This window comes from Sulfurovum sp. TSL1, from assembly GCF_019972135.1.
GTDB lineage: Bacteria > Campylobacterota > Campylobacteria > Campylobacterales > Sulfurovaceae > Sulfurovum.
Map to the genome: position 1 here is coordinate 71592 of NZ_BPFI01000003.1, position 26986 is coordinate 98577.

A 26986-nucleotide genomic window follows, 5' to 3' on the forward strand; every position below is an offset into this window, starting at 1 on the left:
GTGTATATTGGGTATACAAAAAAACTATTGCCATGAGGGTATGAAAATGTCTCCGAATAGTTTATCGCTATATCCAATGAGGTTAGTAACATGAGCTTAGGCAAACTGCCTAAGCTCTCTTAAATAATAGTAATTATTTAAGCTCGCATTTAGCGCCAGCTTCTTCAAGTTGTTTCTTGAAGTCTTCTGCTTCTTCTTTAGAAACACCTTCTTTAAGTACAGATGGAGTCTCTTCAACAGCAGCTTTCGCTTCTTTAAGACCAAGACCAGTGATCGCTCTTACTGCTTTAATAGCGTTGATTTTTTTATCACCCGCATCAGTAAGTACTACGTCAAACTCAGTTTGCTCTTCAGCAGCTTCAGCAGCTACTGCACCACCACCGGCTACTACTGTAGCTTGTGCAGATACACCAAATTTCTCTTCAAATTCTTTTACAAGCTCAGAAAGCTCAAGTACTGACATGTTTGAGATAAACTCAAGAACATCTTCTTTAGTTGTTGCCATAATTAATTCCTTCAATTATCATTATATGAGATGAAACATTTTACAGTTTCAAATTAAAAGAGCCTCGTGGCTCTCACCACTCTACGCCTCTTCTTCTTTTTTTGCTGCTAATGCATTCAAACCAATTGTGAAGTTTTGTACCGGTGCATTCCAAACATTAAGGAGCATACCGATAAGCTCGTCTCTAGTAGGAAGTTTAGCCATTGCATTAATGGTTTCCAAACTAGCAACTTCACCCTGGATCAAACCAGTCTTGATTGCAAAACTATTTTTAAAATCAGTTGCGGCTTTATCAGCGATCTTACAAGGTGTAACTTGTGCATCACCCCAGATTACAAGGTTTGTATCTTTAAAATCAATTGCTTCACAACCTGCATTCTGCAATGCGATCGCAGCAAGTTTGTTTTTAACAACTTGGACTTTGATGTCTTCATCTTTAGCAAGATTTCTTACTACTTCAAGATTCTCAACAGTCATACCTTTGTAATCACAAACGATAATGGCACCAGCGTCTTTAAACTCTGCTGTCATCTCTGCAACTAGTTCTTCTTTTCTAGTTCTAGTCATATAATTCTCCTTCCGATCTCTAAAAGGGTTCCCTAAGGACCATATATTCTTTCAAATATATTAATTAAGCTTTCGCCCCTCTTATCTTTGACCTAAGATTAGTGAGTAGTAAACATTACCCTCAAACAAAAACTAAATATAATTTTTGTTTGAACATAATATAAAGAAGGCTTCTGCCCTCTTTATGAATGGATTATTTTATCTCCATTAATTCTGCTGTGTCTAAAGTAATAGACGGGCTCATTGTAAGTGATATTGCACCATTTGTGATATATTTACCTTTTGCCGATGCAGGTTTTGCTTTATTGATCGTTTCAACAAGTGTCACAAAGTTCTCTTTGATTTGCTCTTCTGAAAAAGAAACTTTACCGATACCAGCATGGATGTTTCCTTTTTTGTCTACTCTGAAGTTTACCTGTCCACCTTTGGCATTTTCGACTGCTTTAGCCACATCCATCGTTACTGTACCTGTTTTAGGGTTAGGCATAAGACCTTTTGGCCCAAGGATTCTTGCTACTTTACCAAGAACACCCATCATGTCTGGTGTTGAGATCACGATATCAAAATCAATGTTACCTGCCTGAATTGATTCGATAAGATCTGTAGAACCTACCAAATCCGCACCTGCTGCTTTCGCTTCATCTGCTTTAGCATCTTTTGCAAACACTGCTACTCTTACTGTTTTACCAGTTCCGTTAGGAAGAACAACTGATCCTCTTACCATTTGATCTGCATGTCTTGGGTCAACGTTCAAGTTCAATGCAACTTCAACTGTCTCGTCAAATTTAGCCGATTTAAGGTTTTTAAGTGTAGCCATTGCTTCATCAACACTATATGTTTTAGTCACATCTACTACTTTAAGTAGTGCTTCTCTTCTTTTGCTTGGTTTTTTTGCCATTTTATTCTCCGCTTTATATGCTCCCACATTTAAAAATCATGTGGTTATGATTGTCTTCAAAAAGACTAGTCTACGATATCAACACCCATACTTCTACAAGAACCAGTGATAATGTTCGCTGCCATTTCTCTGTCGTTCGTGTTAAGGTCAGCAATTTTCTGATCGATAATTTCGTCAAGTTTTGCTTTAGTGATAGTTCCGACTTTGTTAAGAAGTGGATTATCTGTACCTTTTTTAATGTTTGCTGCTTTTTTGATAAGGTCACTTGCAGGTGGTTGTTTTGTTTCAAATGTAAAACTTCTGTCTGCATATACTGTAACGATCACAGGGATCTTGAATCCCATTTTATCTTTTGTTTTTTCATTAAAAGCTTTACAAAACTCCATAATGTTTACACCACGTTGTCCAAGTGCAGGACCTACCGGCGGTGATGGATTTGCTGATCCGGCCGGGATCATCATTTTGAACTTTTCAGTTATCTTTTTTGCCATCTGTTCTTCCTTTGTTTGATTTGACCCTGAGGTCTTATAGTATTTTTTCTACTTGTGTGTAGAGGATTTCAACCGGTGTATTTCTACCAAAGATTGAAACATTCAACTTTAACTTGCCATGGTCAAGATCATACTCTTCCACCATACCTGTAAAGTTTGCGAACGGACCATCTACGATACGTACCATTTCGCCTGTTTCAAAATCAACTTTAGGTCTCGGTGCAGCTTTTTGCTCCATTTTGTCTAAAATCACTTTGATATCTGCCTCTGAAAGTGCAGTAGGTGTCTTTTGTTCACCGATAAATCTAGATACTCTTGGCAATGACTGTATCTTATGCCAGAGGTCAGTATCCAGGTCTATATGTGCGAAAGCATACCCAGAATACAATGTTCTCTCAGTAATCTTTTTCACGCCGTTTTTAACTTCGATCACTTCTTCGGTAGGAACGACTACACGTTCAAGCTTCTCTTCAATTCCATGATCTTTTACAAGTTGTTCTATCGCTCTTTTTACAGCTTGCTCAGAACCTGAATATGTTTGAATTGCATACCATTGATAAGCCATTGTCTATCCTATAAAACTGATGATACGATTGATGACATGAGAAAGTCGACCAACGCTAAAAATATTGATATTACAGTTACTACGAGAACAACTGCTAAAAATGCTTGTCTTACTTGTACTTTTGTTGGAAATATAACTTTATGAATCTCCGCTTTCGCGTGTGCTATAAATGTTGAAATTTTTCCCATATATGTTACCTTTACTTATGGCAGGCCAAGAGGGACTCGAACCCCCGGCACCTGGTTTTGGAGACCAGTGCTCTACCAACTGAGCTATTGGCCTAAAAATCATACTATGGGACAAAGCCCGATAGTATTTAACAAAAGTCTCCGATTACAGCTTCATCTCTTTGTGTACTGTATGGCATTTACACCATTTACAATACTTTTTAAGAGCAAGTTTTTCTGTTGTCGTTTTCTTGTTTTTATTGGTGTGATAGTTACGTCTAGTACATTTCTCACAACCTAAGTGAACTGTTTCTCTCATTGTTATCTCCTATGATAAGTGCGCAAGAGGCAAGCCTCTCGCAGCGTGTTATTAAGCAATAATCTTAGAAACAACACCGGCACCAACTGTTCTACCACCTTCACGGATAGCGAATTTAGTACCTTCATCAAGTGCAACAGGAGCGATAAGCTCAACATTGATTTTAACGTTGTCTCCTGGCATAACCATTTCAGTACCTTCTTGAAGTTGAACTGAACCTGTTACGTCTGTTGTACGAACGTAGAACTGTGGTCTATAGTTGTTAAAGAATGGAGTGTGTCTACCACCCTCTTCTTTAGTAAGAACATAGATCTCAGCTTCGAATGAAGTATGTGGAGTGATTGATCCTGGCTTACAAAGAACCATACCTCTTTGTACAGCATCTTTATCGATACCACGGATAAGAACACCACAGTTGTCACCAGCTTCACCACACTCCATCTCTTTACGGAACATTTCAACACCAGTTACAGTTGTTGTTTGTGTATCTTTAATACCAACGATCTCAACAGTGTTACCAACACATACCGTACCTCTGTCAACTTTACCAGTTACAACTGTACCACGTCCTTGGATTGTAAAGATATCTTCGATCGCCATTAGGAAATCTTTATCAGTTTCTCTTACTGGCTCCGGGATGTATGCATCTACTTCGTCCATTAATTTATAGATCTTTTCAGACCATTCACCTGCTGTACCAGCTTTAGCTTCTTCAAGTGCTTTAAATGCAGAACCAGATACGATCGGAGTATCATCACCTGGGAAGTCATACTCAGAAAGAAGTTCACGTACTTCCATCTCTACAAGCTCTAACATCTCTTCTTTATCTTCTTCATCAAGTTGGTCTTCTTTATTCAAGAATACAACGATGTAAGGTACACCTACTTGCTTAGAAAGAAGGATGTGCTCTCTAGTTTGTGCCATAGGACCATCAGTCGCAGCGATAACTAGAATAGCACCGTCCATTTGAGCAGCACCAGTAATCATGTTTTTAACGTAGTCCGCGTGACCTGGACAGTCTACGTGAGCGTAGTGTCTACTCTCTGTTTCATACTCAACGTGAGAAGTAGCAATTGTAATTCCTCTTTCTCTCTCTTCTGGAGCATTATCAATTTGGTCATAATCCATTGTTGCTTGACCATTTTTAAGTCCTAAACACATTGTGATTGCAGCAGTCAATGTAGTTTTACCGTGGTCAACGTGACCGATAGTACCGATGTTAACATGCGGTTTTGTTCGTTCGAATTTTTCTTTAGCCATGCTATTCTCCTAGCGTAAAATGATTTAAAGGCAGTATTATACCTAAATTTTCTTAGACCCCATACCCATATGGACAGAACTATTACAAAGCTGTAATACTTTTGTCCATACCATCATGGAGAGTGGAGCCCATAGTGAGACTTGAACTCACGACCTCTTCCTTACCAAGGAAGTGCTCTACCCCTGAGCCATATGGGCAACTCAATTGTATATAATATCATGCGTGCGTTAAAGTCATAAATGAATAAAAAAGGAAAGCTTTTATATGTGAAGGTATGAGTCTGTTAAATACATAATTCACACAGCTCCCAGTTTATGGAGCGGGCGAAGGGATTCGAACCCTCGACAGCCTGCTTGGAAGGCAGGAACTCTAGCCACTGAGCTACGCCCGCATCTTTTATGCGATTTAACATATGGTGGTGAGTGAAGGATTCGAACCTTCGAAGACATAGTCAGCAGATTTACAGTCTGCCCTCGTTGGCCACTTGAGTAACTCACCTTAATGTTTAAATCTTTACTGGTCAAACACTGATAATTATATTTGTTTCATGGAGCTGGTGAAGGGACTCGAACCCCCGACCTGCTGATTACAAATCAGCTGCTCTAGCCAACTGAGCTACACCAGCACCATCATTAAAAGTTATTACACTTAAAATGGACGGGAATTATAGACAAAAAAGTTTTTAATGTCAAGGATTTTAGGTAAATTTATAAAAATTTCTCTTTTTTAGGTAATTTCTATAGAATACACCCATATATAATGAAGATCATAGGCGACATATAATGAAAATACTACTGGCACCAAGTGAAACCAAAAAATCGGGTGGAGAACGCTCTTTCGATCCTGGCACTCTACTCTTTAAAGAGCTTTTACCTTACAGAACCAAACTCTTGCATACCTATACCAATGTGTTGCAAAAAGGTGACATACCTACACTATCAAAAATGTTCGGACTCAAGAAAGAAGCAGATATCCTTACCCACAAAAAAGATATCATACATGAACTCACGATGAAAGCGATAGAAAGGTATACGGGTGTCGCTTTTGATTACCTGGGCTATGAAAAGCTGGATAGAGAGGCACAAGCGTATATCGACAGCCATGTCATTCTCTTTTCAAATCTCTTTGGTCCCATCCGTGCTTCTGACCTCATCCCTGAGTATAAACTCAAGCAGGGAGAGCCTGTCGGTGACATCAAAACAGAGAAGTTTTACCACGAACACTCCGCCGCACTGATGGAAGCATACCTGGCTGAGGATGAGATACTGGATCTTCGTGCAGGTTTCTATGACAAATTCTACAAACCCGCCAACCCCTACACCACGCTCAAGTTCATCAAAGAGGGGAAAGTGGTCAGTCATTGGGCAAAGGCTTACAGGGGTATCGTTCTGCGTGAGATAGCCAATGCGGGGGTAGAAACCCTCGACGCGTTTATGAAACTGCCTATAGACGGGCTCAGCATCAAAGAGATACAAACGAAAAAAAATAAAACTGAAATTATCTATGAGATAGGATGAATATGAAACTTCCCAGTGATGCAACACTTTACAAAGTATTTATCTTCTTGCTTGTTCTCATGGTAGTGCTTGGCATACTTTTTGATACAGATTATAATTGATAAGGAGAAAAGTGATGAAAGAAAATCTATTTGAGATGGGTGCAAATTTTAAAGAGGGGTGGTCATCGGACAATAAAGAGAAACCCTCTGCAAAGACCTCTACAGAGATCAAATTACCAGAAAAACATCAATTGCATTGTGCAAAAGAGAAACGACGTGGTAAAGTGGTCACCATCGTCAAACCTTTCTACTTAGAAAAAACATCTCTTCAGGCACTGCTTAAAACGCTCAAAAAAAAGCTTGGAACCGGCGGTACGCTCAAAGAGGAGAGTTTAGAGTTCCAAGGGGATATCTCCGAATTGTTACGTACCCATCTGGAAGCATTGGGGTATCGGTTTAAAAACTAGTATACCCCTAGGAGCTATTTACCTATCGCCAAAGCGTACAGTACCATTTCATCATTCTCCACAAATGCATTGACCTCATCATCATAATAGGCACCGATACCCGAACACCCTATGCCCATATAGAGCGAAGCCGTATAAAGTCTATGCCCTATGATACCGGCCTTCTGGTAGAGCGCCTGATAGTTCTTTGCTTTGGAAGTAAGAAAAAAGGCCACCGCTCCCTGCATGGAGAGACTATACTGTTCCAAACTCAGATACCCTGCTTTTCTGGCAAAGTCTCCGTACTTTAGATATTGGCCTTCTTTATAGAGCCCCAACGGCATGTCAAGCACCCGGTTGAGGACCACATACACTGAGACCTCTTCGTCACAGTCACTAAGCACAGGCTGGTGTATCGCTTCCATAATATAATTGAACTGCCCCTTGGTGATCGCACCTTCCTGGAAACCTCTTTGGGATCTGCGTGTAAAGATCGTTTCTCGGAGTTTTGTCGTATTATAGGTAAACATCGGGCTCTTCACTTCCCGTCTGCAGGATTCCAACTGCATCGTTTCATGGTACGCCTGTTCGATCAGCGGGTTGGGCTCAAATGTTCCGCTCCCGTCCACATAAGGAAGTGCAAACTCTATGGGTGAGACTTCCTGGTTTTCTATCGGTACCGCCATAGCACATCCCGACAAGAACCACTCTCTCTCCTCAAATCCGAACATCCGGTTGAGCTTCTCTCTGTCTATCGTGTAGACCATCTCTACAGTTTGGGACTTGAGCAGTGCAGAGGCTTCTATACTCCCCAAAAGATGACCCGCATCTAAAAGACAATACCTGAATGCACGGTTCTTATATTTCCACGAAGAACGAAAATAGACTGCCGAGACCAGGAACAGGTACCCTTTCATCGCTGTTTGATACCCAAAATAGGCCTCCAGCCCTTCATTATCCGCAATGCGCTGAAGCAGTGTCAAAGAGGAAGAACTCACCTCATAATGGTAGACACCATCTTCTACACCCTCTACATCCCGTGCCTGAAAATAGAGCTCGTTAGGGTAGAGTGCCCCTGCAGAAGGGTTGATACGCAAGTAATACTCTCCGCTGGGATAACTTTTCTTTGCCGTCAATCCTGCGATATGGTATAGGAAATGATCCTCTTCTTTTTCCAGATCCAGTTTTCGTTTTTCATAACTTGCAGGGTAGTTCTTATAGGTACTGGGCTGATCCTCCCAGGAAAGCCTGTTAGGGTTGGTGCGTACAGAGTTATAGGAGTGTTTGGTCGTACTATGGTACCAGAACATCAAATATCTCGGCGTGTTTTCGTTTCAAAGCTTCTATCTTTTCACAGGCTTTCTGAAAGAGCTCTGCATGTTCGATATGCTCTGTACACAAATGTTTATATCTTTCATAGGAAGCTATGACCTTCCGGGCTTTGTCTCCAACGTTTTTACGGTTGCGTTTAATATGTTCGAACGTCACTGCTCCGTTGATCAACCCTTTTACCAGGTTGGCCAATGGATGCTTGCTTAATCTTAAGGGGTGCCACGCTTCTTCCAGGACTTCATGTGCTTCAAAATACTCTTCTTCATCCAGTAACGTAAGGTATGCTTTGAGTGCACCTTCTAGATCATCATTCATTGTTAACATAATTTACTGTTGCTCCTTCTCTATATGGTTGATCAAAGCTGTGATGTTCGTATCGTAGGCAAAACAGCTGTTGACTCTGCATGCAAGATACTTGTCACTCTCTTCGACCTTGCTTAAAACAAAAGGATAGATCATCGCTTCTATCTCTTTGCTGCTTTTTCGTAAATTTTTCATGTTGGACTTTAGTATTATATCCCCCATCTTAAGACGCAGAAAGACATGAAGCAGTTTGGGTGCTTTGGCGGGTGATTTTTTCAGAACCGCTCCACTATTTTCAATGGTCTCTTTGACGATCTCATTATACGAGAGGTCTTCAGTGAGACTGGAGAGTCTGACCAGGTTCTCCAACATAACACTTAAGGCAGACGTATAATACCTGTCGTCAAAATCGGCCACTGCTCCTATACCGTCATCGCTCAGGTACCATTGTTTCTGCTTGTAGAACTTCTCTATGGCTTCTTTAGCCAAATTGCGGAGTAGACTGAGATACGCTTTATTGTATGTTCTCGCATAGCCCTCTATCAAGGCATCCATCAAAAAAGCATAATCTTCAAGCAGTCCTTCTTGTTTTGGCTCTTTTCCCAAAAGCATTTGATGGTAGAGTCCCTCTTTGATTCGCATACGTTTCAGAAGTGCTTCCACCCGATGCTCGGCCAAAGTAAGATAATGGCTCTCAAGCCTGGAAGCGGCAAAAAGTGCTTTGATCATCATTGCATTCCATGCGGTGATGATCTTGCTGTCTATAAAAGGGAACGTTCTTTTAACGCGGACTTCTCTTAAATATGCTTTGGCCTCTTCTATCTTCAAAGGAACATGATCCCCTGTGATATGCGTATGGGAAAAATCCCCGTCGATATTTCCATCTTCTTCTATCCCCAGGTATGCCAATACCTCTTCTATCTCATCAGGTTTCCACCCCTGTCTCTCTAAATGATTTTTTACTTCCGCATATTCATAGATAAAATACCCTCCCTCTTCTCCGTCACTGTCTGCATCACTGGCAGAGAGATAGACACCCTCTTTCATAAAAGATTTTTCCATTTGGGCAATGGTTTCATCAACCACTTTTTTATACAGGGGATCAGTCGTCAATGCATACATGTGCACATAGACAGGGAGTAGTTCCGCATTGGTGTAAAGCATCTTCTCAAAATGGGGGATCTGCCACTGCCTGTCCGTGGTATAACGGAAAAAACCCCCGTCTATCTGATCATAAATACCTCCCCGAGCCATCTTCTTCAGTGTAAGCTCTACCATATGCAGTGCTTTTTTGTTCCCGCTTAACTTATAGATATCAATCAAAAGAGCCAATTTAGATGCCTCCGGGAATTTCGGTCTTGAAGCGAACCCTCCGTTCTCCGGATCGAACTCTGCAGAAATGTCATGGACAGCTTGGTCCATCACCCCTACATTCAGCTGCTCATTTAAATTCCCTTTGGCATTTACTCTTAATGCCGCTTGTTTGTGCTCTTCGACCAATACCTGCAATTGTCCGACGTTCTCTTGTTGCAATCTTGTAAAAGATGGCAGTAGGTTCATCATCCCCATAGCACCGTACCCGTCTCTAGGAATATAGGTAGCCAAATGAAAAACCTCTGCTTTTGGGGACATAAAAACACTCAAAGGCCATCCCCCTCTCTTGCCATGCACAGCCATATACATTTTTTGATACTTTTTATCTAGTTGAGGGAACTCCTCCCTATCCACCTTGATCGATACAAACCCCTCATTAAGCAATGCAGCCACTGCCTCAGAGGTAAAACTCTCTTCCTCCATCACGTGGCACCAGTGGCAGGTACTGTACCCTATAGAGAGAAAAATAAGTTTGTTCTCTTTTTTTGCTTTATTAAAAGCCTCTTCTCCCCAAGGGTACCAGTTAACAGGGTTATGTGCATGCTGCTGGAGATAAGGAGAGTCTTCTCCTATAAGTGCATTGATATAAGTATCTTCTGCCCATAAAAAACCAAAAGTGATGATGAGAAAGAGTACCTTTCGCATTGTGTCCCATTTCGTGTATAATTATTCCAATATACCATAAAGTGGGATAGAAACGAGAAAAATACACTCAAAAAGATCATAGAAACGAACATCCGTACACTCAAAGAGCAGATCGCTACACTTGAAGAGAAAGTAAAACCTATTGCTCCAGACTGTTCATTGGGTAGACTCACACGTCTGGAAGCCATGGGAGAACAACATGTCAATCACAAAATACTGGATGAATCAAAACTGCGTCTTACAAAGCTTGCCAATGCCCTTTTACGTCTAGACAAGCCTATGTTTGGTATCTGTATCGAGTGTGAGGGATCCATAGATATAGAACGTATGCGTATACGTCCGGAGAGTGTACGGTGTGTGGAGTGTGCGAATAACCTATAGACTTCATCATAAAGGACACTTTTTGAACAAAGTCCTAAAAGCTGCGCTTGTCGCTGAGACTACTTGCGCTTCGACATTTAGTGCCTCACTTGCACTGCAATTTATTTGCTTGTCAGCAGTAGGCTCTCGCAACTTGTTGCTCTTTATTGCTTTGTAATATCGGAAACTATAAACTTTCTATATTTCCTACCACTTTGCCTACGATCGTCACTTCATCAGGAGAGATCGCCTGGGGCGGATACATACTGTTATCGGAGATAAGCGCTATCATCCCATCGGCGCGCTGCTGGATACGTTTGATGAACAGCCCTCCCGTAGTGGATGCGATGAAGATGCCGTTTTTGTTGATGTTGGTTTGTGTTCTATCGATGAAAACGATGCTTCCATCCTGCAAAGTCGGCTCCATCGATTCGCCATCCACATGGATCGCTTCAAGGTCAGTATTCCCCAGTCCTACCATATTGTGCATGATCTTCTCATCGATATTGATCACTTCATAGTTCTCATCAAAGACCTCTGCACCCCCTCCCGCGCTCGCACGGATATCTGAAAAGTAGTGCACCTGGAAAAATTTCTCAGTCTCCTCTTTAAGCATATCCACAGCCTGGTCAAAAAAGAGCCAGTTCACAGAGATCTTCTTAAGCGCACAGAACTCCAGTATCTCTTCATAAGGAATGGAGTTTCGTTTTTTCATGGTCGCAAACGTTGCCTGAGGGATATGCAGCGCATTAGCCACATCTTTGTCAAACACTTTTTTACCTATAGTACTCTCAGAGAGCACATCTTTTAACTTTTCGATAATTTCGCTCAATACTAACATTTTAACTCCTTTTTTTATTATATATGACAAATTATAAGATATTTTTCTTAAAAGTATGACAATTTGACATATTTTTAAAATATTTTACTATTTATTTATACAATTTGACATATTTAAATGCAAAGGATTGACCATGATCTACTCAAAAAATAAAGAATTGTTAAGCTATGCGATCAAAATGGGATGTAAAACAGCGGCAGAGTTTGCCATGTTTTTGAAAGCAAGAGAGTCTATCCTCTCTCTATAATAGTAGGGAAGCGTAGAGTCCTTACCCAAAAAGCAGAACGCTCACCTCATCACCTGCTTCCTTAGAAGTGTCATCCTCAGAGGTCACAAGCAGTGCTGCATCGCCAAGCATATTTGTGAGGATAGCGGAGGAGCCTACTTTTTTACCCTCAAAGTCAACATAGTATCTTTCTTCTTCCAAAGAGACATTGCATGCAGTAAATTCTGCTTTTTTTGCACGTTTGACAAACGGCTCTTTGAGTGTTGCTTTGACTCTGTGCATCGCACATCTGCCTTGCTGCAACTTCTCGATGATCGGCACAAGGTAAAGCAGTGCGGTCACTGTCGAAGAATAGGCAAATCCCGGAAGTCCGATGATAAATTTATCATCCTTGCGTGCGACCATAATGTGCTGTCCGGGCTTCACACGTACGCCTTTAAACACGACATCGCACCCAAGCTCATAGATGACATCTTTCACAAAGTCAAAGTCACCCACACTCACGCCACCGGTGGTTACCACAATATCCGCTTTATCCAATGCAGCAGAAATGTTTTTTGTGATGGTCTCTTTATCATCCTTGATACACCCTAGCTGCAGAGGCACACCATCATACTTCTTGACAATCGCTTCCAGGATATAGTTATTGGATGAACGGATCTGCGCATCACTTGTCTGTTCTTCACCCAGCTCTAGTAACTCTGATCCTGTAGAGATGATAGCCACTGTTGGCTTCTCATACACTGTGACGGTTGGGATATTCAGGCTTGCCATCACCCCGATCTGTGGGAAATCTATTTTCGTTCCTTTGGGAATAAGCATCTGCCCTTTCGCATAGTTCTCACCCGGTTCACGGACAGAGAACCCTTGCGGCACTTCTGTCTTGATGATGATCTCATCACCGTCCACTTCCACATTTTCTATCGGAATGAGCGTATCCGCACCATGCGGCATCAGTGAACCTGTAAAGGTTTTGATGCACATACCGCTTACCACTTCTTCCTTCAGGTCAGATCCTGCAGGGTTGATACTCCCGATCTTCAGTCTGCCAAGACCTAGATCTTTATGGAGTACCGCATACCCGTCCATCGCAGAAGTGAGAAATTCAGGAGAGTTATGGTCTGCTACAATATCCTCTGCGAGTATATACCCCTGTGCATCCATTAAAGGGAGTTGTTTTGTTTTATAATTTTCGATAGCAAGATCGTCTATCATCTGCATCGATTCATCAAAGTGCATAAACATTATTGTCCTTCTTCTTTACATTGAACAAAGTTCAATCCACATTCATCTCACCGAAGCTTCGTCGTCGCCTCAGTATATATTTTATTAACTTAACAATCCAGCACCATCCATAGGGGTGCTTCTGTCAGCAGCGTAGATACGTTCACCGTTTTTTACGTCATACTTCCAGATAGGCGCATTGGCTTTAAAGTCTTCCACAAACTCATCTATGAGCTCCAGTGCGACTCTGCGTTTAGGAGAAAATACCGCACTCACATAAGAAGAGGTATGCACAGGCACATCCCCAATGGAGTGTGCCATCTTGACTACGGCACCGCGTCTGGCTGCTTTCTCTTGCCATGCTTCAAACCAACCCTTAAGCACAGGTTCATAGATATCGAAGCTGAGTGCTTCTATATCATCTTCTGCACGTATCGTGCCCACAAAAGGGATATAGGCGCCATAGTTTGACTCCGCCTCTTCATCGAGCCAGCGGCCAAATATCTCTTTGACATCTAAGGGACCATGATAAAGCTCCACGCTTATCCACCGCACACAGGAGGCAAGATAGAGATCCTATCGCCATCTTTAAGTTCAGTTGACAGATCGTTCACCATCGTATCATTCAGTGCTACGGCACATTTATCCAGCCATTGTGTCAAACTGGTGTCTTCTTTGAGTTGCGCGGAAACCTCTGCCAATGTCGAGGCTTCCATCTCCATGGATTCTTTACCGATGGGACCTAAAAATTCTACTTTTATCATAAATAACTCTTTCAAAATAAGGAGTATTTCATCCCCAATAATGACGCGATTATAAAAGTTGTTTGCTATAATTACGCTTAAAGAGGATTTTGAGAGGAGCTTCGTACTGTGCTATTTGGGTCTATCAGCTATCTTAATCTTCTCCCTTTCCAAGTCTTCTTAAAACGTTCTATCTCTCACAATGCTTCCAAGATGACCTTTGGTTATAAGCGTGCAGTCCCTTCACAGATCAACAAAGCACTCAAAAGAAGAGAGGTCAATGCAGCATTTATCTCTTCAGTCGCTTCAGTCAACTGTAAATGTACCGACCTTGGTATCATCGCAGATCAAAAAGTCTATAGTGTGTTGCTTTTAGCAGGAGAAAATGAAACCGACCCGGCATCAGCCACATCCAATCAACTGGCACGTGTGTTGGATCTTCAAGGGAAAGTACTGATAGGAGATGCTGCACTCAAACATTATCTACAGACAGGGGAAGGTATTGACCTGGCTGAAGCCTGGTACAAAGAGACCGGTCTTCCTTTTGTCTTCGCCAGACTCTGCTATAACAAACATGAAGAAGCGATACAAAAACTGGCTCGCAGATTTGCACAAAGCAAAGTCAAGATCCCCCAGTACATCCTCAAAAAAGAAGCAAAAAAAAGAGGTATCACGCCCAAGCAGCTCACCTGGTATTTGGCTCATATCCACTACACCATGGATGACAAAGCAAAGAAATCTTTGAAACTGTTTTTGAAAAAAAGCAGAAAAATTCGTCCTTCTCGGGCTTGACCCGGGAATCTACAAACTCTATCTAAATGCAACATATACATTTTATACGATTCGTGATCTACTTTTTTATAAAAATAGGCGCCCTGAAAGAAGTGCCCTTGGGGTGCAAAAAGCGTCATGGCTCTCGATGTAATCCCGCAGGAACCAGGACAATCGATTCACTTTTCTGGAACTAAATTCCGATACCCCCGTCACTAAAGTGTAAGAGGGGTACCTGGGCGTTCGCCATGACATTATTTAGTTTATACTGTTGCGATCGCTTTTTCTATACGTGCTATCGTTTCATCCACACCTAAAATGGCCATGATCTCATCAAGTCCGGACCCTGTCATAGAACCAAGAAGACTCACACGCAACGGCATACCTATCTTACCAAAGCCTATCTCTTTGGTCTCAACGATTTTTTCCATCACTTCATGGTAATCACAAGGAAGGTGCAGTGTCTTATCCCAGTTTTTCAACATCGAAGCAAAATCATTCAAGATCTCTTTGGCATCACCTTTAAACGCTTTTTGGGAAGCCTTTTCATCATACTGGGCTGGTGCCGTCAGTATGAGATTGATCTGCTCTGCAAGCTCCACCAGTGTTTTTCCTCTCTCTTTTGTTGCATCAAGAAGTAATTCGAGTTTATCGTGTCCATGAATATCTACACCAAAATCTTTAAGAAACATCGCAAGTTCATCGTTTGGTGTGTTTTTAATATAGTGCGCATTCAGCCAAAGCAGTTTATCCAGGTTATAGTTGGATGCACTCTTGTTAATGTTTTTAGGATCAAACAGTGCGATCATCTCTTCAATGCTAAAGATCTCCTGGTCTCCGTGGCTCCAGCCAAGACGTACTAAAAAGTTCAACAACGCTTCAGGAAGATATCCCAAGGCTTTATAATCCATGACATCCGTAGCCCCATCTCTTTTAGAGAGTTTTCTGCCCTGTTCATTGTTGATCATCGCAACATGGTTAAATCTGGGAATAGGAAATCCAAGAGCATTGTAGACAACGATCTGCTTGGGTGTATTGTAGAGATGGTCGTCCCCGCGGATCACATCCGTCAATCCCATCAATGCATCATCTATGGCAACCACAAAATTATACGTTGGCGACCCGTCTGCTCTTGCAATGACAAAATCATCCACTTCATCTGCGGAGATACACATGTCACCTTTGACACCATCTGTAAAACATATATTTCCTTCTTGGGGTGCTTTGATACGGATCACCGGTTGAACACCTTCTGGCGGGGTACCGGTAAAATCACGGTAACGGCCATCATAGCGTGTACGCTCTTTTCTGGCCATCTGTTCTTCACGCAGAGCATCCAACTCCTCTCTGCTCATATAGCATTTGTACGCCTTGCCTTCTTCAAGAAGCTGATCGATATATTTTTTATAGATATCAAATCTTTTGGACTGATACACCACTTCTCCATCATGGCTCAGCCCTACCCATTCGAATGCTTTAAGTATCGCTTCTGTTGCTTCTTCGGAATTACGTGCCATATCGGTATCTTCTATACGAAGTAAAAACTGTCCTTTGTTGTGTTGTGCAGTAAGCCACGAAAAAAGTGCTGTTCTAAGCCCACCAATGTGAAGATAACCTGTCGGAGAAGGTGCGAAACGTGTAACTGTCATGATCATGCCTTAAATAAAGTCTAAAAATAAATTAGTGAATTGTAGCGAAAATGTGGTTAAAGCGGATTATATTTTTAAAGAGAAGGACAAGCCGAAGAGCCAACGCACTTCTGCCTGAACATTTGAAATTTTCAATGTTTGAGGCTTATTTGACATGCTCTTTTACATTTGATGCAGCCTTTTCACCAATTCCTTTGACCCGTTGAAAATCATCAAATGAGGTAAACTTACCGTTTTCTCTCTCTGCAATAATAGCATCTGCTTTAGCAGCACCTATACCTTTCACTTCTATTAACTCTTCTTTAGATGCCGTATTAAGCTGATCCAGACTCATTCCAAATAGTGCCGATGTCGCAAAAATTAAAAATCCTGCTATGATTTTTCTAACCATGTAGTTCCCTTAATGAATTTATTTTTAGTTATAAATAAATATAACTTTATATACTACAATATAAAATATACTTAGCAGGTTAAAAAAGATGTGATTTCAAACAAAAAAGATTTTTAAAGTCGATTGTGATAGAATTAGCTCAAAAAGGTCAACTATGAATCAACTGGAGTGGTCCATCCTGGGTGCATTTGTGACTTCTTTCACTTTGCAATTTTTAATCATTTATTTTTCCCATAAGCATCAGCTATTCATTGACTCCCACACAGAAGAAAAACCACAGAATTTTCATCATTTTTCTACTCCTAGGGCAGGAGGCCTTGGAATCCTTGCCGGTATGGTCTTTCTTCTTTTCACTCCTTTAGGGTGGAAACTTCTATTTTCCATTTTACTTGCATTCCTAAGTGGTATTTTTGAAGATTTTCATCGTTCATTAAGCCCAAAATTACGTTTGATCTTACAATTTATTGCTGCTTTAAGTGCTGTTTTATTGACTGGTTCCGTTGTTACCTATTTGGGCCTCGGTTTCCATCTTCCTTATGGAGTAGGTATACTATTCAGTATTGTTGCTATCGTAGGGCTCATGAATGCTGTGAATATTATAGATGGCTTTAATGGTCTTGCATCAGGTATGGTATTATTGATGCTTTTCTCCTTTGGCATAGTAGCTCTGCAAGTAGAGAATCATGAGATCTTACATATATCTATGATCGTTTCTTCTGCAGTCCTTGCATTCTTTTTAGTCAATTTTCCAAAAGGTAAGATATTTCTTGGAGATGGTGGCGCCTATTTGTTAGGCTTTATTGTTGCTTTGACAGGGATATTCTTGGCAAGTAACTATGCCGAAGTCAGTCCATGGTATATTCTTGCCGTATTGATCTACCCTGTCTGGGAAGTACTTTTTTCTATTTACAGAAAAAGAAAGGCAAACCGATCTCCTATGCAGCCCGATGCTTATCATCTGCATATGCTTATCTATAAACATATCACGCATAACAATCCGCTCACATCCTTGTTCATTATTTTGAGCACGGCACCTTTTATTTTTTGTTCTACCCTCTATGCAAATAATTCCAAGGTAAATCTTCTGATTGTTTTCATTTTTATCAGTTGCTATACTCTACTTTACCGATATCTTTACAAAAAAGAATGTGCTTCAAACAAGTAGTCTATTCCCTATATCTTCAGTTTATAAATCTTACTATAGGGTGATGAAACGACCAGTTCAAAAAGATCTTTATCATATGTTTCAAGCATGAACATTTGCACATACATAGAATTGAATGTTTCTTTGTCCATGATAACAAACTGTCCATAACTTTGCATATAGACAACAACATATTCACCATCCGCATGATAGACCTGTGACTGCTTCTGCAACTTCCCTTCTTTTGTATGTTGTGTCACCACAAAATACTTCACAGCTACCTCTTTATTCCCGAGTCTAACCACACCCTTCTTTGTGTCAAACATAATACCATTGTTAAAAGCAATGGTTCCCTCTTTATTGCTTACCGCCTGTGTAGGGTAAAAAGCGACCTTTCGTTCTTCCTGTCCTGTTGTCAAATCCAAATTACCAAACACTGCAACCGTAGGAAAAATCCTCATCATCCTATATGGGAGATAGAGATAGATATCTCTTGTTTTTTTAGGAAGTGTATAGGTACCACTTGCCAATTCAGATAAAAGAAGGTTAGGGTCCAGCTGATCTTCTTGTCTGTTTTTGAAAATAGTATTGGCAATATTAGCATAGTTGGACTCGACATAAGTTTCAACGGCCAAACGGCTTAAATTAGCGGCAAGGTCAGAGGAAGAGGTCTGCATGATCTTAGAAATAATAAAATTGTCATTTTGATGTTTACCCCCATCTATGATGGTATTAGTACTTGAATAAAACCAAATAGGATAACCATAATCCCACCATGTAAGGGTATAGTCCTTAGGCTTAGATATTGCATCCAACTTCACCAAATCTTCTACTTCAGCCTTATTGAACACAGTAGGGACTTTATATTCGATGATATGTGTAATATTTGGATATAACATACTCCCAGTCAATAGTGTCATTCCAACAACATATATACTCTTTTTATCAGATATAGTAGTCGTAATGATATGAAAAAGGTAGATAGCAGACATTGCAGCAATAGGCACAGCATAAACCGTAAATCTAAGACCTCCCCATAAAGCAAAGGCCCCTATTCCTATAAGCGGTAAAGCCAAAATGAATGCCTTATGTCTTACAACAAGTACAATATACCCTATAAAGGATACGATCACTCCTATTTGTGAACCAGAAATACGATTAGCAAACGTTTCAAAAGGGATCTTTCCCGCCTCTCTAATCGTTTGATGGACACCATAAAAGTGTAATCCTTCTTTCGCTGTCCCCGTAGAAACATAACTCATAACTTTACCTAATATCAAACCAAATACGTTTCCAAAATACATAAAAAGCAAGAAAAGAATCGCTGAAATAAACATCAATTTTTTCTGCTCAACAGACGATCGTTTTAATACAAAATACAATCCAATCAGCACAACTATTTTTATAAGGTAGTTAAACGGTGCGACCAAAGGAAAAGGAACCAAAGCAACAAAAACCAAAACCATTGAAATGTAAGTAGTTCTATCATGACGATGGTAGAACATCATATAAAGCGCATAGATGATCCCCATTGCATAAACAATGGATTTCCCCGCATCATACAAAAATGGATACAGTGCAATGGCAATAGCTGCATATAAAGCAGATCTTGGAGTAAAATCCATCGTGCTCTTCATTAAAAAATAGAGTATGAACATAGGGGCCATCGCAGAGAACATATCGGTATCATAGTAACCAATCATGGTACGGTTATAGTAACTCCACGCTATCGCCCCTAGAAGCGCTGCAAAAAATCCCCAAATTGCTTCTCCATAAAGTCTGCTGATCAAGATAATAGGTATCACCACCAAGCTAGAGATCATTGCAGGCATATACAAAATAATTGTTTCTAGGCTAAAAGGTGTTACCTTTGTAAAAAGTACAGTAAAAAATATGATCCCATTAGCCCACATGTCACGTATACCTGAATTGTACTCATGCATGCCATAAAGGATATTTTGCGCACCTGCTGCCCATGTATAGCCATCATTAGTATTGATCATTAATTGATCATTCCAATAAAAATTTGGGTTATCCTGCAATTGCCATACCCATATCATACGCATTGTAAAACTAAATATATATGCAAAAAACATCATTAGAAATAGTTGTTTGGAACTTACTTTTTTCACTATTTTACCTCATCCATTTCAAATTTATTGACAGTATAACATCTATATTCATTCATATCGCCTAATTATATTTCCTTAGTCCAAAATATATATAATGCATAAAATAATAAAGACTTTTTAAAAATGATAAATGTTCCACATCCCTATATATCTTCCATTGCCATCGTGCTGTTTTAAATTTATTGCCAGATAGACCATTTGAAGTGATTCTGTATTTTGCCAATGGTTCATCTATCCCCTTGGCATAATCTATTGTTTTTAATATCTGCAGTTTCATAACATAATCTTCATGCCCAATATCATCAAAATAATATTTCCCCAATTTGTCAGCATTATAGACTGTGGTCAAGGTACCTATTGTGCTTGTTTTTAACATATCTTTATATGAAACTCTTGTTTTCGCATGAAATATACCTATTATTTCATTTGTTTCACCTATCGTATAATAAGATGAATAACTCAAAAGAATATTTTCTTTTTCCATAAAAGTAATTTGTTTTTCAAGTTTAGACGGTAACCAAAGATCATCACTATCTAAAAAGGCAATATATTTACCCTGTGCCTTTTCAATAGCATAATTCCTTGCCAAAGCTGCGCCATGATTATGATCCAATCTATATAATTTGATACGAGGATCTTTTAATGCAAATTCTTGCACCAATAAATAAGAACTGTCAATTGAACAATCATCGATTAAAATGAGTTCCCAGTTTTTATAAGTTTGATCCAAAACGGACTCAACCGAATTGATAATAAAAGATTCACTGTTATATATAGGCATAATAATAGATACTAGCCCTTCTTTACATCCTAAGGTAAGGGTATCATCAATCAAGCTATCATTTATAGTATTAGGGCTTTCCGTAAAATTTTCTTTCAAACTATTTTAACCTTATAAAATTTTTAAATGACATGAACACAACTTTTATCCAAACTATAACTCAAAACAAGCTTTCTGAACAAATTTTTTTTCAAAATAATCTGTCAATTTTTCTATAATTAGTTCTGCTTCCTCTTGTTTATAATCATCAAAAATTGCTACAAAGTCATACTTCCCCGTTTCCAGTTGTCTTAAGATATTGTTTAATGATTTTAAAGATCTGATCCTAGCAATATATCCATCATTATGATAATAAGGATAAAAGTTCTCTTGAGTCAAATGATAATAGCGATACATATACTGATTGAGATTTTTATCACCTCGGAACCTATTCTTTGAACATACTTTCATAGAGTCTGAAAACAACTCATGAACTTTTTTAATCGTTGAAAGAGTATAGGGTTGATGAAAATGCCAATGTGAAATAAAAAAGTATTTTCCCCAAATTTTTAATAATAAATAATTACTTATTTTCCCTAAAAAAGGGTACGTATGATGAAAAAATACGTCTTTCTGATTAATTATTTTTTTTGGCTTTGATATCTTATTGGTCAAAGCAATATTGTTGTTTACTGACTTCACAAATCCTGAACTATCTCTTAACCTTTGATAGAGTTTATTACGTGGTATCCATCCATGTATCAAAAAGTCAACTGGTTTACCATTTTTAAAAAATCGCTCTTTTGTAAGTGAGCTTAATATAATAAAGTCATCATTTAGGTAAACAAAATGCTCACTTAGCCCTTTTAAATTTGCCAAATTCATTTCAATAGACTCTGAACTGAATGTAGGAAGATCATACACATCAAAATATAGCTCTTCATGGGTAACAAAGTTGATCTTTGGGTGCTTTACATTTAACCAGTCGGGTCTATGCCCTTCTGTAATTATATGAATTTTATTGTACCATGGACAATATTTTTCTATACTTCTTAATGCATATTTTAGTGTATTGGTATCACGATATCTACTTATCCCTGCATCATTATCATACTTATTTAACAAGGATTTGGCATATTTTCTTTTTTTCATTTTCCATTGTGGATCATTGCCATCAACCCAAGGTAATACAAAATCTATTTTATTCACTTATCTACTTTCTTTTATACCTATAAAATTTGAACAAGTAATACTGTTTAGTCAAATTTAACACTAATCATCTCTTATATCTATTTCAGTTTTCATCTTTTGGAAATTCATCAAATAATAAAGTTCGGTTTGTCAGGATTTCCAATCAACCAATGATATAATAATTCATATTTCTTATTGACAACCTCCATTGAAAAGTTCGACTTGCTCCACTCATGACCCTTTTCTCCCATTACTTCTAATTTTTCCTTGCTCATTTCAGCGCTCTGTTCCAAAGCTTCCTCCAAAGCACTTACATTTGGTGAAATATACCATCCGCAGCCGAGCTTTTCTACTTGGTCAAATGGAGTTGTATTGGTTGTTATTACGGGTATCTTTTGCCTAAATGCTTCTAACACTGTTAAGCCAAATCCTTCATTAAAGGAAGGGAGGACAAAGATATCTGCTACATCATAAACCGTATTTTTCACCTTCTCTCTTACATCACCAAGAAAAAAAACTTTATCTTGAAGGTTGAATTGCTTTACTTTTTCCAAAAGAGAATTAGTATACATTATATTTCCTTCACCAGCTATGAAAAGCACATAGTCACAATTTTTGTTATTTAATCTATAAAAAGCTTCTATAAGTAGATCTATACCCTTAGAAGGATCAAGTCTAGACAAAGACAATATGACTCTACGACCTCTTGAAAGTACCAGTAATTCCTCTTTTTTCTTCTTATCAATATATAGTTTTTCTTCAAAATCTATTCCGTTTGGTATTATTGCGATAGGGATATTTTGTATCCCATAATCGACAATATCTTTCGCTTCTTGCTTTGTAAGTGCATGTAGACAATCTGCACTTGTATATGATTTTTTCATATACAAAAATTTAGCAATATTTTTTTTTAATCTACTTTTCTTAAGTGATTCTTTATGTAATGCACCATGCGGAGAAATAACTGTTGGAATACCTTTAACAAATTTCGACAACAAAATATGAGGTGTCCAGGCACCATGAAAATGTATGATATCTGTAAACTTTTTATATCTTTTAAACAAAAATATAAGTTTTATAAATTCGCATGCTAGATGTATTTTCCCCTTGCCAAGTTTAGTATTTAATACAATACTGTTACTTTCAAAGATTTTATTCTTCTCAAAGTACCTTTGCAGCCCTGAAACAACTGTCGCTATACCGCCTCTGGGAGTTCCAGAAATATATAAAATTTTTATTTTCTTATGATTCATGACTTACTTGACTTAATCCGCTGAATGAACCATGAAAGGGCCGAAACAAGATTTGCGATGAATAAACTATGCTTCTTTCGAATTTGAAAGTTCTCTTGTCTTTTCAATTGTGTATCTGTCATACTGATACCTCCTTCCCTAAAGCTTGCAAGTACTTTTGGTATATAAGAAAACGTTGCTTTTTTTATATAAAACCTCAAAAAAATATCATAATCACCTGATATTTTATATGAAGAATCAAAAGTTCCATATTTTTTATATGTACTTCTTTTCACAAAAGAGGAAGGATGGGGGAATAGCATATCAACCCAAATCCATTTAAAACTATAGGAGAAAACGCCATATCTTTTCCCTGTTGCATTGGCTGTAGAAACTTTTTTTTGCTTCCCATTGATAAAGTAGATATCTCCATAAATAACATCCGCATCGTTTTTCTGATAAACATCAATTATACTCACAAATATATTTTCTTCATAAAAGTCATCAGCATTGATAAGACCTATAATATCACCTTGTGATAAACTAATACCTTTATTCATGGCATCATAGATACCTTCATCTTTTTCACTCACCCAATAGTCGATCTGATCTTCATATTTTTTGATGATATCAACAGTCCGATCAGTAGAGCCCCCATCTATGATGATATATTCCACATTCTCATACCTCTGATTGATTACACTTTGTATCGTTTGCTCTAAATGTTTTTCTCCATTAAATACAACTGTGATGATACTTACTAAAGGCTTATCATCATAAGACTTTTTAAAATACCCTTGAATGCGTAATCCTCCTTCACCTTTTCTATTTTCGCCCTCTGGCAAAAATAAAACCGTTTCAAACTTATCTTCAGGACTATTTTCTATAATAGGTTTTTCTTTTACTAAAAGCCTTGTTGTACTATACTTTTCATCTAAACATACTGCCTTAGTCATTTTTTAAAATATCCTCGTAAAGTTCGATATATTTTTTACTAACCACAACACTATCAAATTCTCTTAGTACTTTCTCTCTAGCATTTTGGCAAACTTCATCATAGTTTGGAGCATTTAGTACCCACTCTATTCCACATGCCAAATCATCAGTGTCAAATGGTTTTGCTAAGTATCCATTTTGTTTATGTTCCACCATATCACGATTCCCACCTATGTCAAATCCAACTACAGGAGTGCCACATGCCAAACTTTCCATAATAGCATTTGATAGATTTTCTTGTAAACTCGGCACTACTATTACATCTACTGCACTATAGAGTGTCACCAGACTCACATCATCAGCCAAGCTTCCCAAATAGTGAGTTTTAAATCCAAAATCAGGTGCATTTTTAGGTTTACTACTTCCAAAAACTACAAACTCTATATTATTAGTTTGTTCTATTTTAGCCATAGCTTCGCTTAATTCTTTAAAGCCTTTTCGTAGGTCACTTGTCGTACCTATAGCCCCAAAAAGCACGAGCTTTTTATTTTGTGGCAGGCCCCAAAGGTCTCTTGCTTTCTGCTTGTCAAATGGTTTAAAAGTATCTGTATCTATTGGATTGGGTAGATTAATATGGTTCTTGTCTTTTAGTAGTGTGCTGTTTTTCGAACATTCATTGAGCCATTTACTCAGTCCTACTATTGTCATCTCTTTTTTAGCAGCAAATACTTTTTGTTTTCGTTCAAAAACTCTTTTGCTCAGATCGTTTTCCTTACCACTTCCTAGCACTTTGCAGTTTCCACATGCAGATTTATATCCTTCACACTCTTCATCATAATGACATCCACCCGTAAATGCCCACATATCATGAAGTGACCAAACAATGGGCGCTTTGATCTTTACAATATCTTCTATGCGCATCATCCCTCCACATATCCAGTGTAAGTGAACGATATCTGGATTTATCTCGTTGATCTTATCAACCATTCCGCTAAAACCTATCCATGAAGTGCTAAAATCTGTTTTAGTTCGTTCTTTGTAAAGTCTTACCGGCAAACTATCTAAAAATGGTCGAAATTGATTGAGATTTTTTTTGACTTTGTTTGTCTCAGTTATCGCCGTATAGTCATCACTGATTTTATTTTGCACCAACATCTGACTATCTATATTTTGAACCAATAGGGCTTTATGCAGCCTATAAGCTGCTCTTGCTGCTCCACCTTTTATGTCATATGTATTCACTATTAGAATTTTCATTTTATAACTAATCTCTTGATAGGTCTTAAAATAGATTTCGTTATTTCAATAATTGGAAAAGTGATTTTTGATAATTTTTCATAAAATCTTATCTTCTTCCAATTTGGTTCAACTTCCTCGACTTTTCTAAAAATAGTTGCATGACTACCTTCTAAAATTCCAATTACTTCAAGCCCCATCATTTTTGCAAACTGATTAAAGCTATATCTAAAATGAAAATCTTGTGGTAAATGACACTTTATCATTGGATAGAAAGCATTTGCAATAACTAAATATCCGTTTAGCTTTACACTTTTTATCATATTGGCAAAATCACTTAACGGGTCTGGTACATGTTCTAAAACATCCGTACTCATTAAACAATCATAATTGGACTCAAGTTTTCCAATAATATTAATATTTTCAAACTCTTTTGCCCTTTTGATTCCAAATTCACTGGGATGTGGCTCATATATATTCATTTGTACTTTTGTATCTTTTCCTGCAACTAATCTCGCCAATGTTCCAAATCCACCACCATAATCAACCACTTTTTCAAATTGGTTTTTGACTATCCAGTCACTAATCTCATGACGATGCCCCATTGAAACTTCATCCTGCTCTATAAACAACCCATTTAAAAGCCAAACAGGATGAGAATAAAATTTCCCAATATTGTCCCAATTTAAATTTTTATTATCACAATTATAATCATCCCAGATTAAGTCCATTAAATACCACATTTGCTCCAAATCATTAGAAATGTTTATATTTTCTCTTTTTAAAAGCTTTTCAATTTCATTTTTTTCTACTTCTGTTAAATTTTTATCTGCTAAAGTTATTTCCATACCATTAGCCTTTTTAATTTACTAAATAAACTTATTTTCATAGTCTTTTTAATTAATTTCAAATATTTTTTCGATTCTTCAATATTGTCTGTAAAATTAAAGCTACTTTTCACATTAAGTATATCTATATAATTTTTTTTATCCCCACAATGTACTCCACTTCCATCATGGCCAATATTCTCTACAAAAGTTTGAACAGGATTTAAACAAAGTCCATTTTTTTTAAAAATAGTTACGTACCAGAATATTGCCCAAGTGTTTATTTTCTTATCTTTATTTGCAATTACTTGACTCCAGAAATCTTCAGCACCTTCAAGATTGAATCTTTTTATATCATCATGACTAAATTCATTTATCGTTTGATCAACATCTTTTTCATAACATTTCCATCTATCGTCCCAAGTAGACCATCCCCAGCAATTCATAGCTCTCCATAAGAAAACATCTTCTTCTCCATCACTTTCTATAGGATAATTCCATCCGCTTATATGCCAAACCTTTTTTTCAGCTTTGTAAAACTCCAAAGCCTCATTCATAAACTTCAAAAAATAAGGGCTTGTCACCAAATCATCCTCAAGAACTATGATTTTCCCATATTCATTTATGATTTTAGTGACACCATCTATGATAGAGTTTGCAAGTCCCCAGTTTTTTCCTCTTTTTATAACTGTGACTTTTTTAAAACCATTTATTGTATCTATATACTCCCGTACCTCATCTACACTTTTTCGGGCATCTTCATTTTTAGCTTCATCACTATAGATAAAAAGTTCACTATTTTTTGCTAATTCATTTTTTTTTAACGCTTCAACTGTTTGTTGTGTATGCCAAGGACGATTATAGACAAAAAGAACTATTGGAGCAAAATTGTTATTTCTCATTTTAATCTTTCAAACAAATCAAAATCAAAATAAAACCCTTTAAGTTCACC

Annotated in this window: 30 protein-coding genes and 5 tRNA genes; 5 read left to right on the forward strand and 30 right to left on the reverse strand. The window is 38.2% G+C overall.

The window, feature by feature from the left end; translation table 11 throughout:
• Positions 1-133 precede the first annotated feature (133 nt).
• The 13 genes from rplL to LDM98_RS10830 form a co-directional block, all read right to left on the reverse strand.
• On the reverse strand, positions 134-505 hold the full coding sequence (rplL, locus tag LDM98_RS10770) for a 50S ribosomal protein L7/L12 (RefSeq protein ID WP_223899418.1): 372 nt from the start codon (positions 503-505) through the stop codon (positions 134-136).
• An 81-nt stretch (positions 506-586) separates the two neighbouring features.
• Entirely contained in the window at positions 587-1072 is a 486-nt protein-coding gene (gene rplJ / locus LDM98_RS10775) for a 50S ribosomal protein L10 (RefSeq protein WP_223899419.1), read from the reverse strand.
• Positions 1073-1265: 193 nt separating this feature from the next.
• Positions 1266-1970, reverse strand: coding sequence for a 50S ribosomal protein L1 (gene rplA / locus LDM98_RS10780; RefSeq protein WP_223899420.1), 705 nt, complete (start codon positions 1968-1970; stop codon positions 1266-1268).
• Between the two features lie 65 nt (positions 1971-2035).
• On the reverse strand, positions 2036-2461 hold the full coding sequence (gene rplK, locus LDM98_RS10785; RefSeq protein WP_223899421.1) for a 50S ribosomal protein L11: 426 nt from the start codon (positions 2459-2461) through the stop codon (positions 2036-2038).
• Positions 2462-2495: 34 nt separating this feature from the next.
• Positions 2496-3026 (reverse strand): transcription termination/antitermination protein NusG, encoded by a 531-nt coding sequence (gene nusG, locus LDM98_RS10790; protein WP_223899422.1) that lies wholly within the window; start codon positions 3024-3026, stop codon positions 2496-2498.
• A gap of 8 nt (positions 3027-3034) precedes the next feature.
• On the reverse strand, positions 3035-3214 hold the full coding sequence (gene secE, locus LDM98_RS10795; protein WP_223899423.1) for a preprotein translocase subunit SecE: 180 nt from the start codon (positions 3212-3214) through the stop codon (positions 3035-3037).
• Positions 3215-3232: 18 nt separating this feature from the next.
• Positions 3233-3308, reverse strand: a tRNA-Trp gene (locus tag LDM98_RS10800).
• A 51-nt stretch (positions 3309-3359) separates the two neighbouring features.
• Positions 3360-3512 carry a 50S ribosomal protein L33 gene (rpmG, locus tag LDM98_RS10805; protein WP_008245833.1) on the reverse strand — a complete coding sequence of 51 codons (153 nt, stop codon included), beginning with the start codon at positions 3510-3512 and terminating at the stop codon, positions 3360-3362.
• A gap of 51 nt (positions 3513-3563) precedes the next feature.
• Positions 3564-4772, reverse strand: coding sequence for an elongation factor Tu (tuf, locus tag LDM98_RS10810; RefSeq protein WP_223899424.1), 1209 nt, complete (start codon positions 4770-4772; stop codon positions 3564-3566).
• Positions 4773-4895: 123 nt separating this feature from the next.
• Positions 4896-4970 (reverse strand) — tRNA-Thr (locus LDM98_RS10815).
• Between the two features lie 118 nt (positions 4971-5088).
• Positions 5089-5164: transfer RNA gene (locus LDM98_RS10820), tRNA-Gly, on the reverse strand.
• 22 nt (positions 5165-5186) lie between these two features.
• A tRNA-Tyr gene (locus tag LDM98_RS10825) sits at positions 5187-5271 on the reverse strand.
• A gap of 50 nt (positions 5272-5321) precedes the next feature.
• A tRNA-Thr gene (locus LDM98_RS10830) sits at positions 5322-5398 on the reverse strand.
• Between the two features lie 157 nt (positions 5399-5555).
• On the opposite strand from LDM98_RS10830, the gene LDM98_RS10835 reads away from it, so the two are divergent.
• Together LDM98_RS10835 and LDM98_RS10840 are read left to right on the forward strand one after the other, a co-directional pair.
• Complete coding sequence (locus LDM98_RS10835) at positions 5556-6290, forward strand: YaaA family protein (protein WP_223899425.1); 735 nt, start codon at positions 5556-5558, stop codon at positions 6288-6290.
• A gap of 115 nt (positions 6291-6405) precedes the next feature.
• A complete protein-coding gene (locus LDM98_RS10840; protein WP_223899426.1) occupies positions 6406-6738 on the forward strand; it encodes a translation initiation factor in 333 nt (110 codons plus the stop codon).
• Positions 6739-6752: 14 nt separating this feature from the next.
• Here LDM98_RS10840 and LDM98_RS10845 read toward each other — a convergent pair whose 3' ends face one another.
• Genes LDM98_RS10845 through LDM98_RS10855 form a run of 3 tightly spaced genes read right to left on the reverse strand, consistent with a single transcriptional unit; the run spans position 6753 to position 10371 of the window.
• Entirely contained in the window at positions 6753-8027 is a 1275-nt protein-coding gene (locus LDM98_RS10845) for a SagB family peptide dehydrogenase (RefSeq protein ID WP_223899427.1), read from the reverse strand.
• Positions 8011-8373: a DUF309 domain-containing protein gene (locus tag LDM98_RS10850; RefSeq protein WP_223899428.1), complete on the reverse strand. Its 363-nt coding sequence runs from the start codon at positions 8371-8373 to the stop codon at positions 8011-8013. The genes LDM98_RS10845 and LDM98_RS10850 overlap by 17 nt, the downstream gene beginning before the upstream one ends.
• A gap of 3 nt (positions 8374-8376) precedes the next feature.
• Complete coding sequence (locus LDM98_RS10855) at positions 8377-10371, reverse strand: thioredoxin domain-containing protein (protein ID WP_223899429.1); 1995 nt, start codon at positions 10369-10371, stop codon at positions 8377-8379.
• A 159-nt stretch (positions 10372-10530) separates the two neighbouring features.
• Between LDM98_RS10855 and LDM98_RS10860 the strand changes: the two genes are divergently transcribed.
• A complete protein-coding gene (locus tag LDM98_RS10860) occupies positions 10531-10752 on the forward strand; it encodes a TraR/DksA C4-type zinc finger protein (protein ID WP_223899430.1) in 222 nt (73 codons plus the stop codon).
• Between the two features lie 166 nt (positions 10753-10918).
• On the opposite strand, the gene LDM98_RS10865 is transcribed toward LDM98_RS10860, so the two are convergent.
• From LDM98_RS10865 to LDM98_RS10880, 4 genes are all read right to left on the reverse strand, one after another.
• On the reverse strand, positions 10919-11572 hold the full coding sequence (locus LDM98_RS10865; protein WP_223899431.1) for a LexA family transcriptional regulator: 654 nt from the start codon (positions 11570-11572) through the stop codon (positions 10919-10921).
• A gap of 268 nt (positions 11573-11840) precedes the next feature.
• Complete coding sequence (locus LDM98_RS10870; RefSeq protein WP_223899432.1) at positions 11841-13043, reverse strand: molybdopterin molybdotransferase MoeA; 1203 nt, start codon at positions 13041-13043, stop codon at positions 11841-11843.
• Between the two features lie 84 nt (positions 13044-13127).
• Complete coding sequence (locus LDM98_RS10875) at positions 13128-13562, reverse strand: molybdenum cofactor biosynthesis protein MoaE (RefSeq protein WP_223899433.1); 435 nt, start codon at positions 13560-13562, stop codon at positions 13128-13130.
• Between the two features lie 2 nt (positions 13563-13564).
• On the reverse strand, positions 13565-13786 hold the full coding sequence (locus LDM98_RS10880; protein WP_223899434.1) for a MoaD/ThiS family protein: 222 nt from the start codon (positions 13784-13786) through the stop codon (positions 13565-13567).
• Between the two features lie 108 nt (positions 13787-13894).
• Here LDM98_RS10880 and LDM98_RS10885 point away from each other — a divergent pair, with 108 nt between their 5' ends.
• Positions 13895-14557 (forward strand): MqnA/MqnD/SBP family protein, encoded by a 663-nt coding sequence (locus LDM98_RS10885; RefSeq protein WP_223899435.1) that lies wholly within the window; start codon positions 13895-13897, stop codon positions 14555-14557.
• Positions 14558-14799: 242 nt separating this feature from the next.
• Here LDM98_RS10885 and gltX read toward each other — a convergent pair whose 3' ends face one another.
• Both gltX and LDM98_RS10895 read right to left on the reverse strand, forming a co-directional pair.
• A complete protein-coding gene (gene gltX, locus LDM98_RS10890) occupies positions 14800-16185 on the reverse strand; it encodes a glutamate--tRNA ligase (protein ID WP_223899436.1) in 1386 nt (461 codons plus the stop codon).
• 145 nt (positions 16186-16330) lie between these two features.
• The gene (locus tag LDM98_RS10895; RefSeq protein WP_223899437.1) at positions 16331-16576 is read right to left on the reverse strand and encodes a helix-hairpin-helix domain-containing protein; all 246 of its coding nucleotides are present in this window, start codon (positions 16574-16576) and stop codon (positions 16331-16333) included.
• 154 nt (positions 16577-16730) lie between these two features.
• Between LDM98_RS10895 and LDM98_RS10900 the strand changes: the two genes are divergently transcribed.
• Complete coding sequence (locus tag LDM98_RS10900) at positions 16731-17741, forward strand: glycosyltransferase family 4 protein (RefSeq protein WP_223899438.1); 1011 nt, start codon at positions 16731-16733, stop codon at positions 17739-17741.
• Between the two features lie 8 nt (positions 17742-17749).
• Here LDM98_RS10900 and LDM98_RS10905 read toward each other — a convergent pair whose 3' ends face one another.
• From LDM98_RS10905 to LDM98_RS10940, 8 genes are all read right to left on the reverse strand, one after another.
• Positions 17750-19819, reverse strand: a complete 2070-nt coding sequence (locus LDM98_RS10905) for an STT3 domain-containing protein (RefSeq protein WP_223899489.1) — start codon at positions 19817-19819, stop codon at positions 17750-17752.
• Between the two features lie 94 nt (positions 19820-19913).
• Positions 19914-20732 carry a glycosyltransferase family 2 protein gene (locus tag LDM98_RS10910; protein ID WP_223899439.1) on the reverse strand — a complete coding sequence of 273 codons (819 nt, stop codon included), beginning with the start codon at positions 20730-20732 and terminating at the stop codon, positions 19914-19916.
• Positions 20733-20786: 54 nt separating this feature from the next.
• The gene (locus tag LDM98_RS10915) at positions 20787-21821 is read right to left on the reverse strand and encodes a stealth family protein (protein ID WP_223899440.1); all 1035 of its coding nucleotides are present in this window, start codon (positions 21819-21821) and stop codon (positions 20787-20789) included.
• Positions 21822-21931: 110 nt separating this feature from the next.
• Positions 21932-23056: a glycosyltransferase gene (locus tag LDM98_RS10920; protein ID WP_223899441.1), complete on the reverse strand. Its 1125-nt coding sequence runs from the start codon at positions 23054-23056 to the stop codon at positions 21932-21934.
• Entirely contained in the window at positions 23053-23991 is a 939-nt protein-coding gene (locus tag LDM98_RS10925; protein ID WP_223899442.1) for a glycosyltransferase family 2 protein, read from the reverse strand. The genes LDM98_RS10920 and LDM98_RS10925 overlap by 4 nt, the downstream gene beginning before the upstream one ends.
• Positions 23984-25228 (reverse strand): glycosyltransferase family 4 protein, encoded by a 1245-nt coding sequence (locus LDM98_RS10930; RefSeq protein ID WP_223899443.1) that lies wholly within the window; start codon positions 25226-25228, stop codon positions 23984-23986. The genes LDM98_RS10925 and LDM98_RS10930 overlap by 8 nt, the downstream gene beginning before the upstream one ends.
• A complete protein-coding gene (locus LDM98_RS10935) occupies positions 25225-26055 on the reverse strand; it encodes a bifunctional 2-polyprenyl-6-hydroxyphenol methylase/3-demethylubiquinol 3-O-methyltransferase UbiG (protein WP_223899444.1) in 831 nt (276 codons plus the stop codon). Before LDM98_RS10935 ends, LDM98_RS10930 begins: the two co-directional genes overlap by 4 nt.
• Entirely contained in the window at positions 26046-26936 is an 891-nt protein-coding gene (locus LDM98_RS10940) for a glycosyltransferase (protein WP_223899445.1), read from the reverse strand. Before LDM98_RS10940 ends, LDM98_RS10935 begins: the two co-directional genes overlap by 10 nt.
• Positions 26937-26986: the final 50 nt, after the last annotated feature.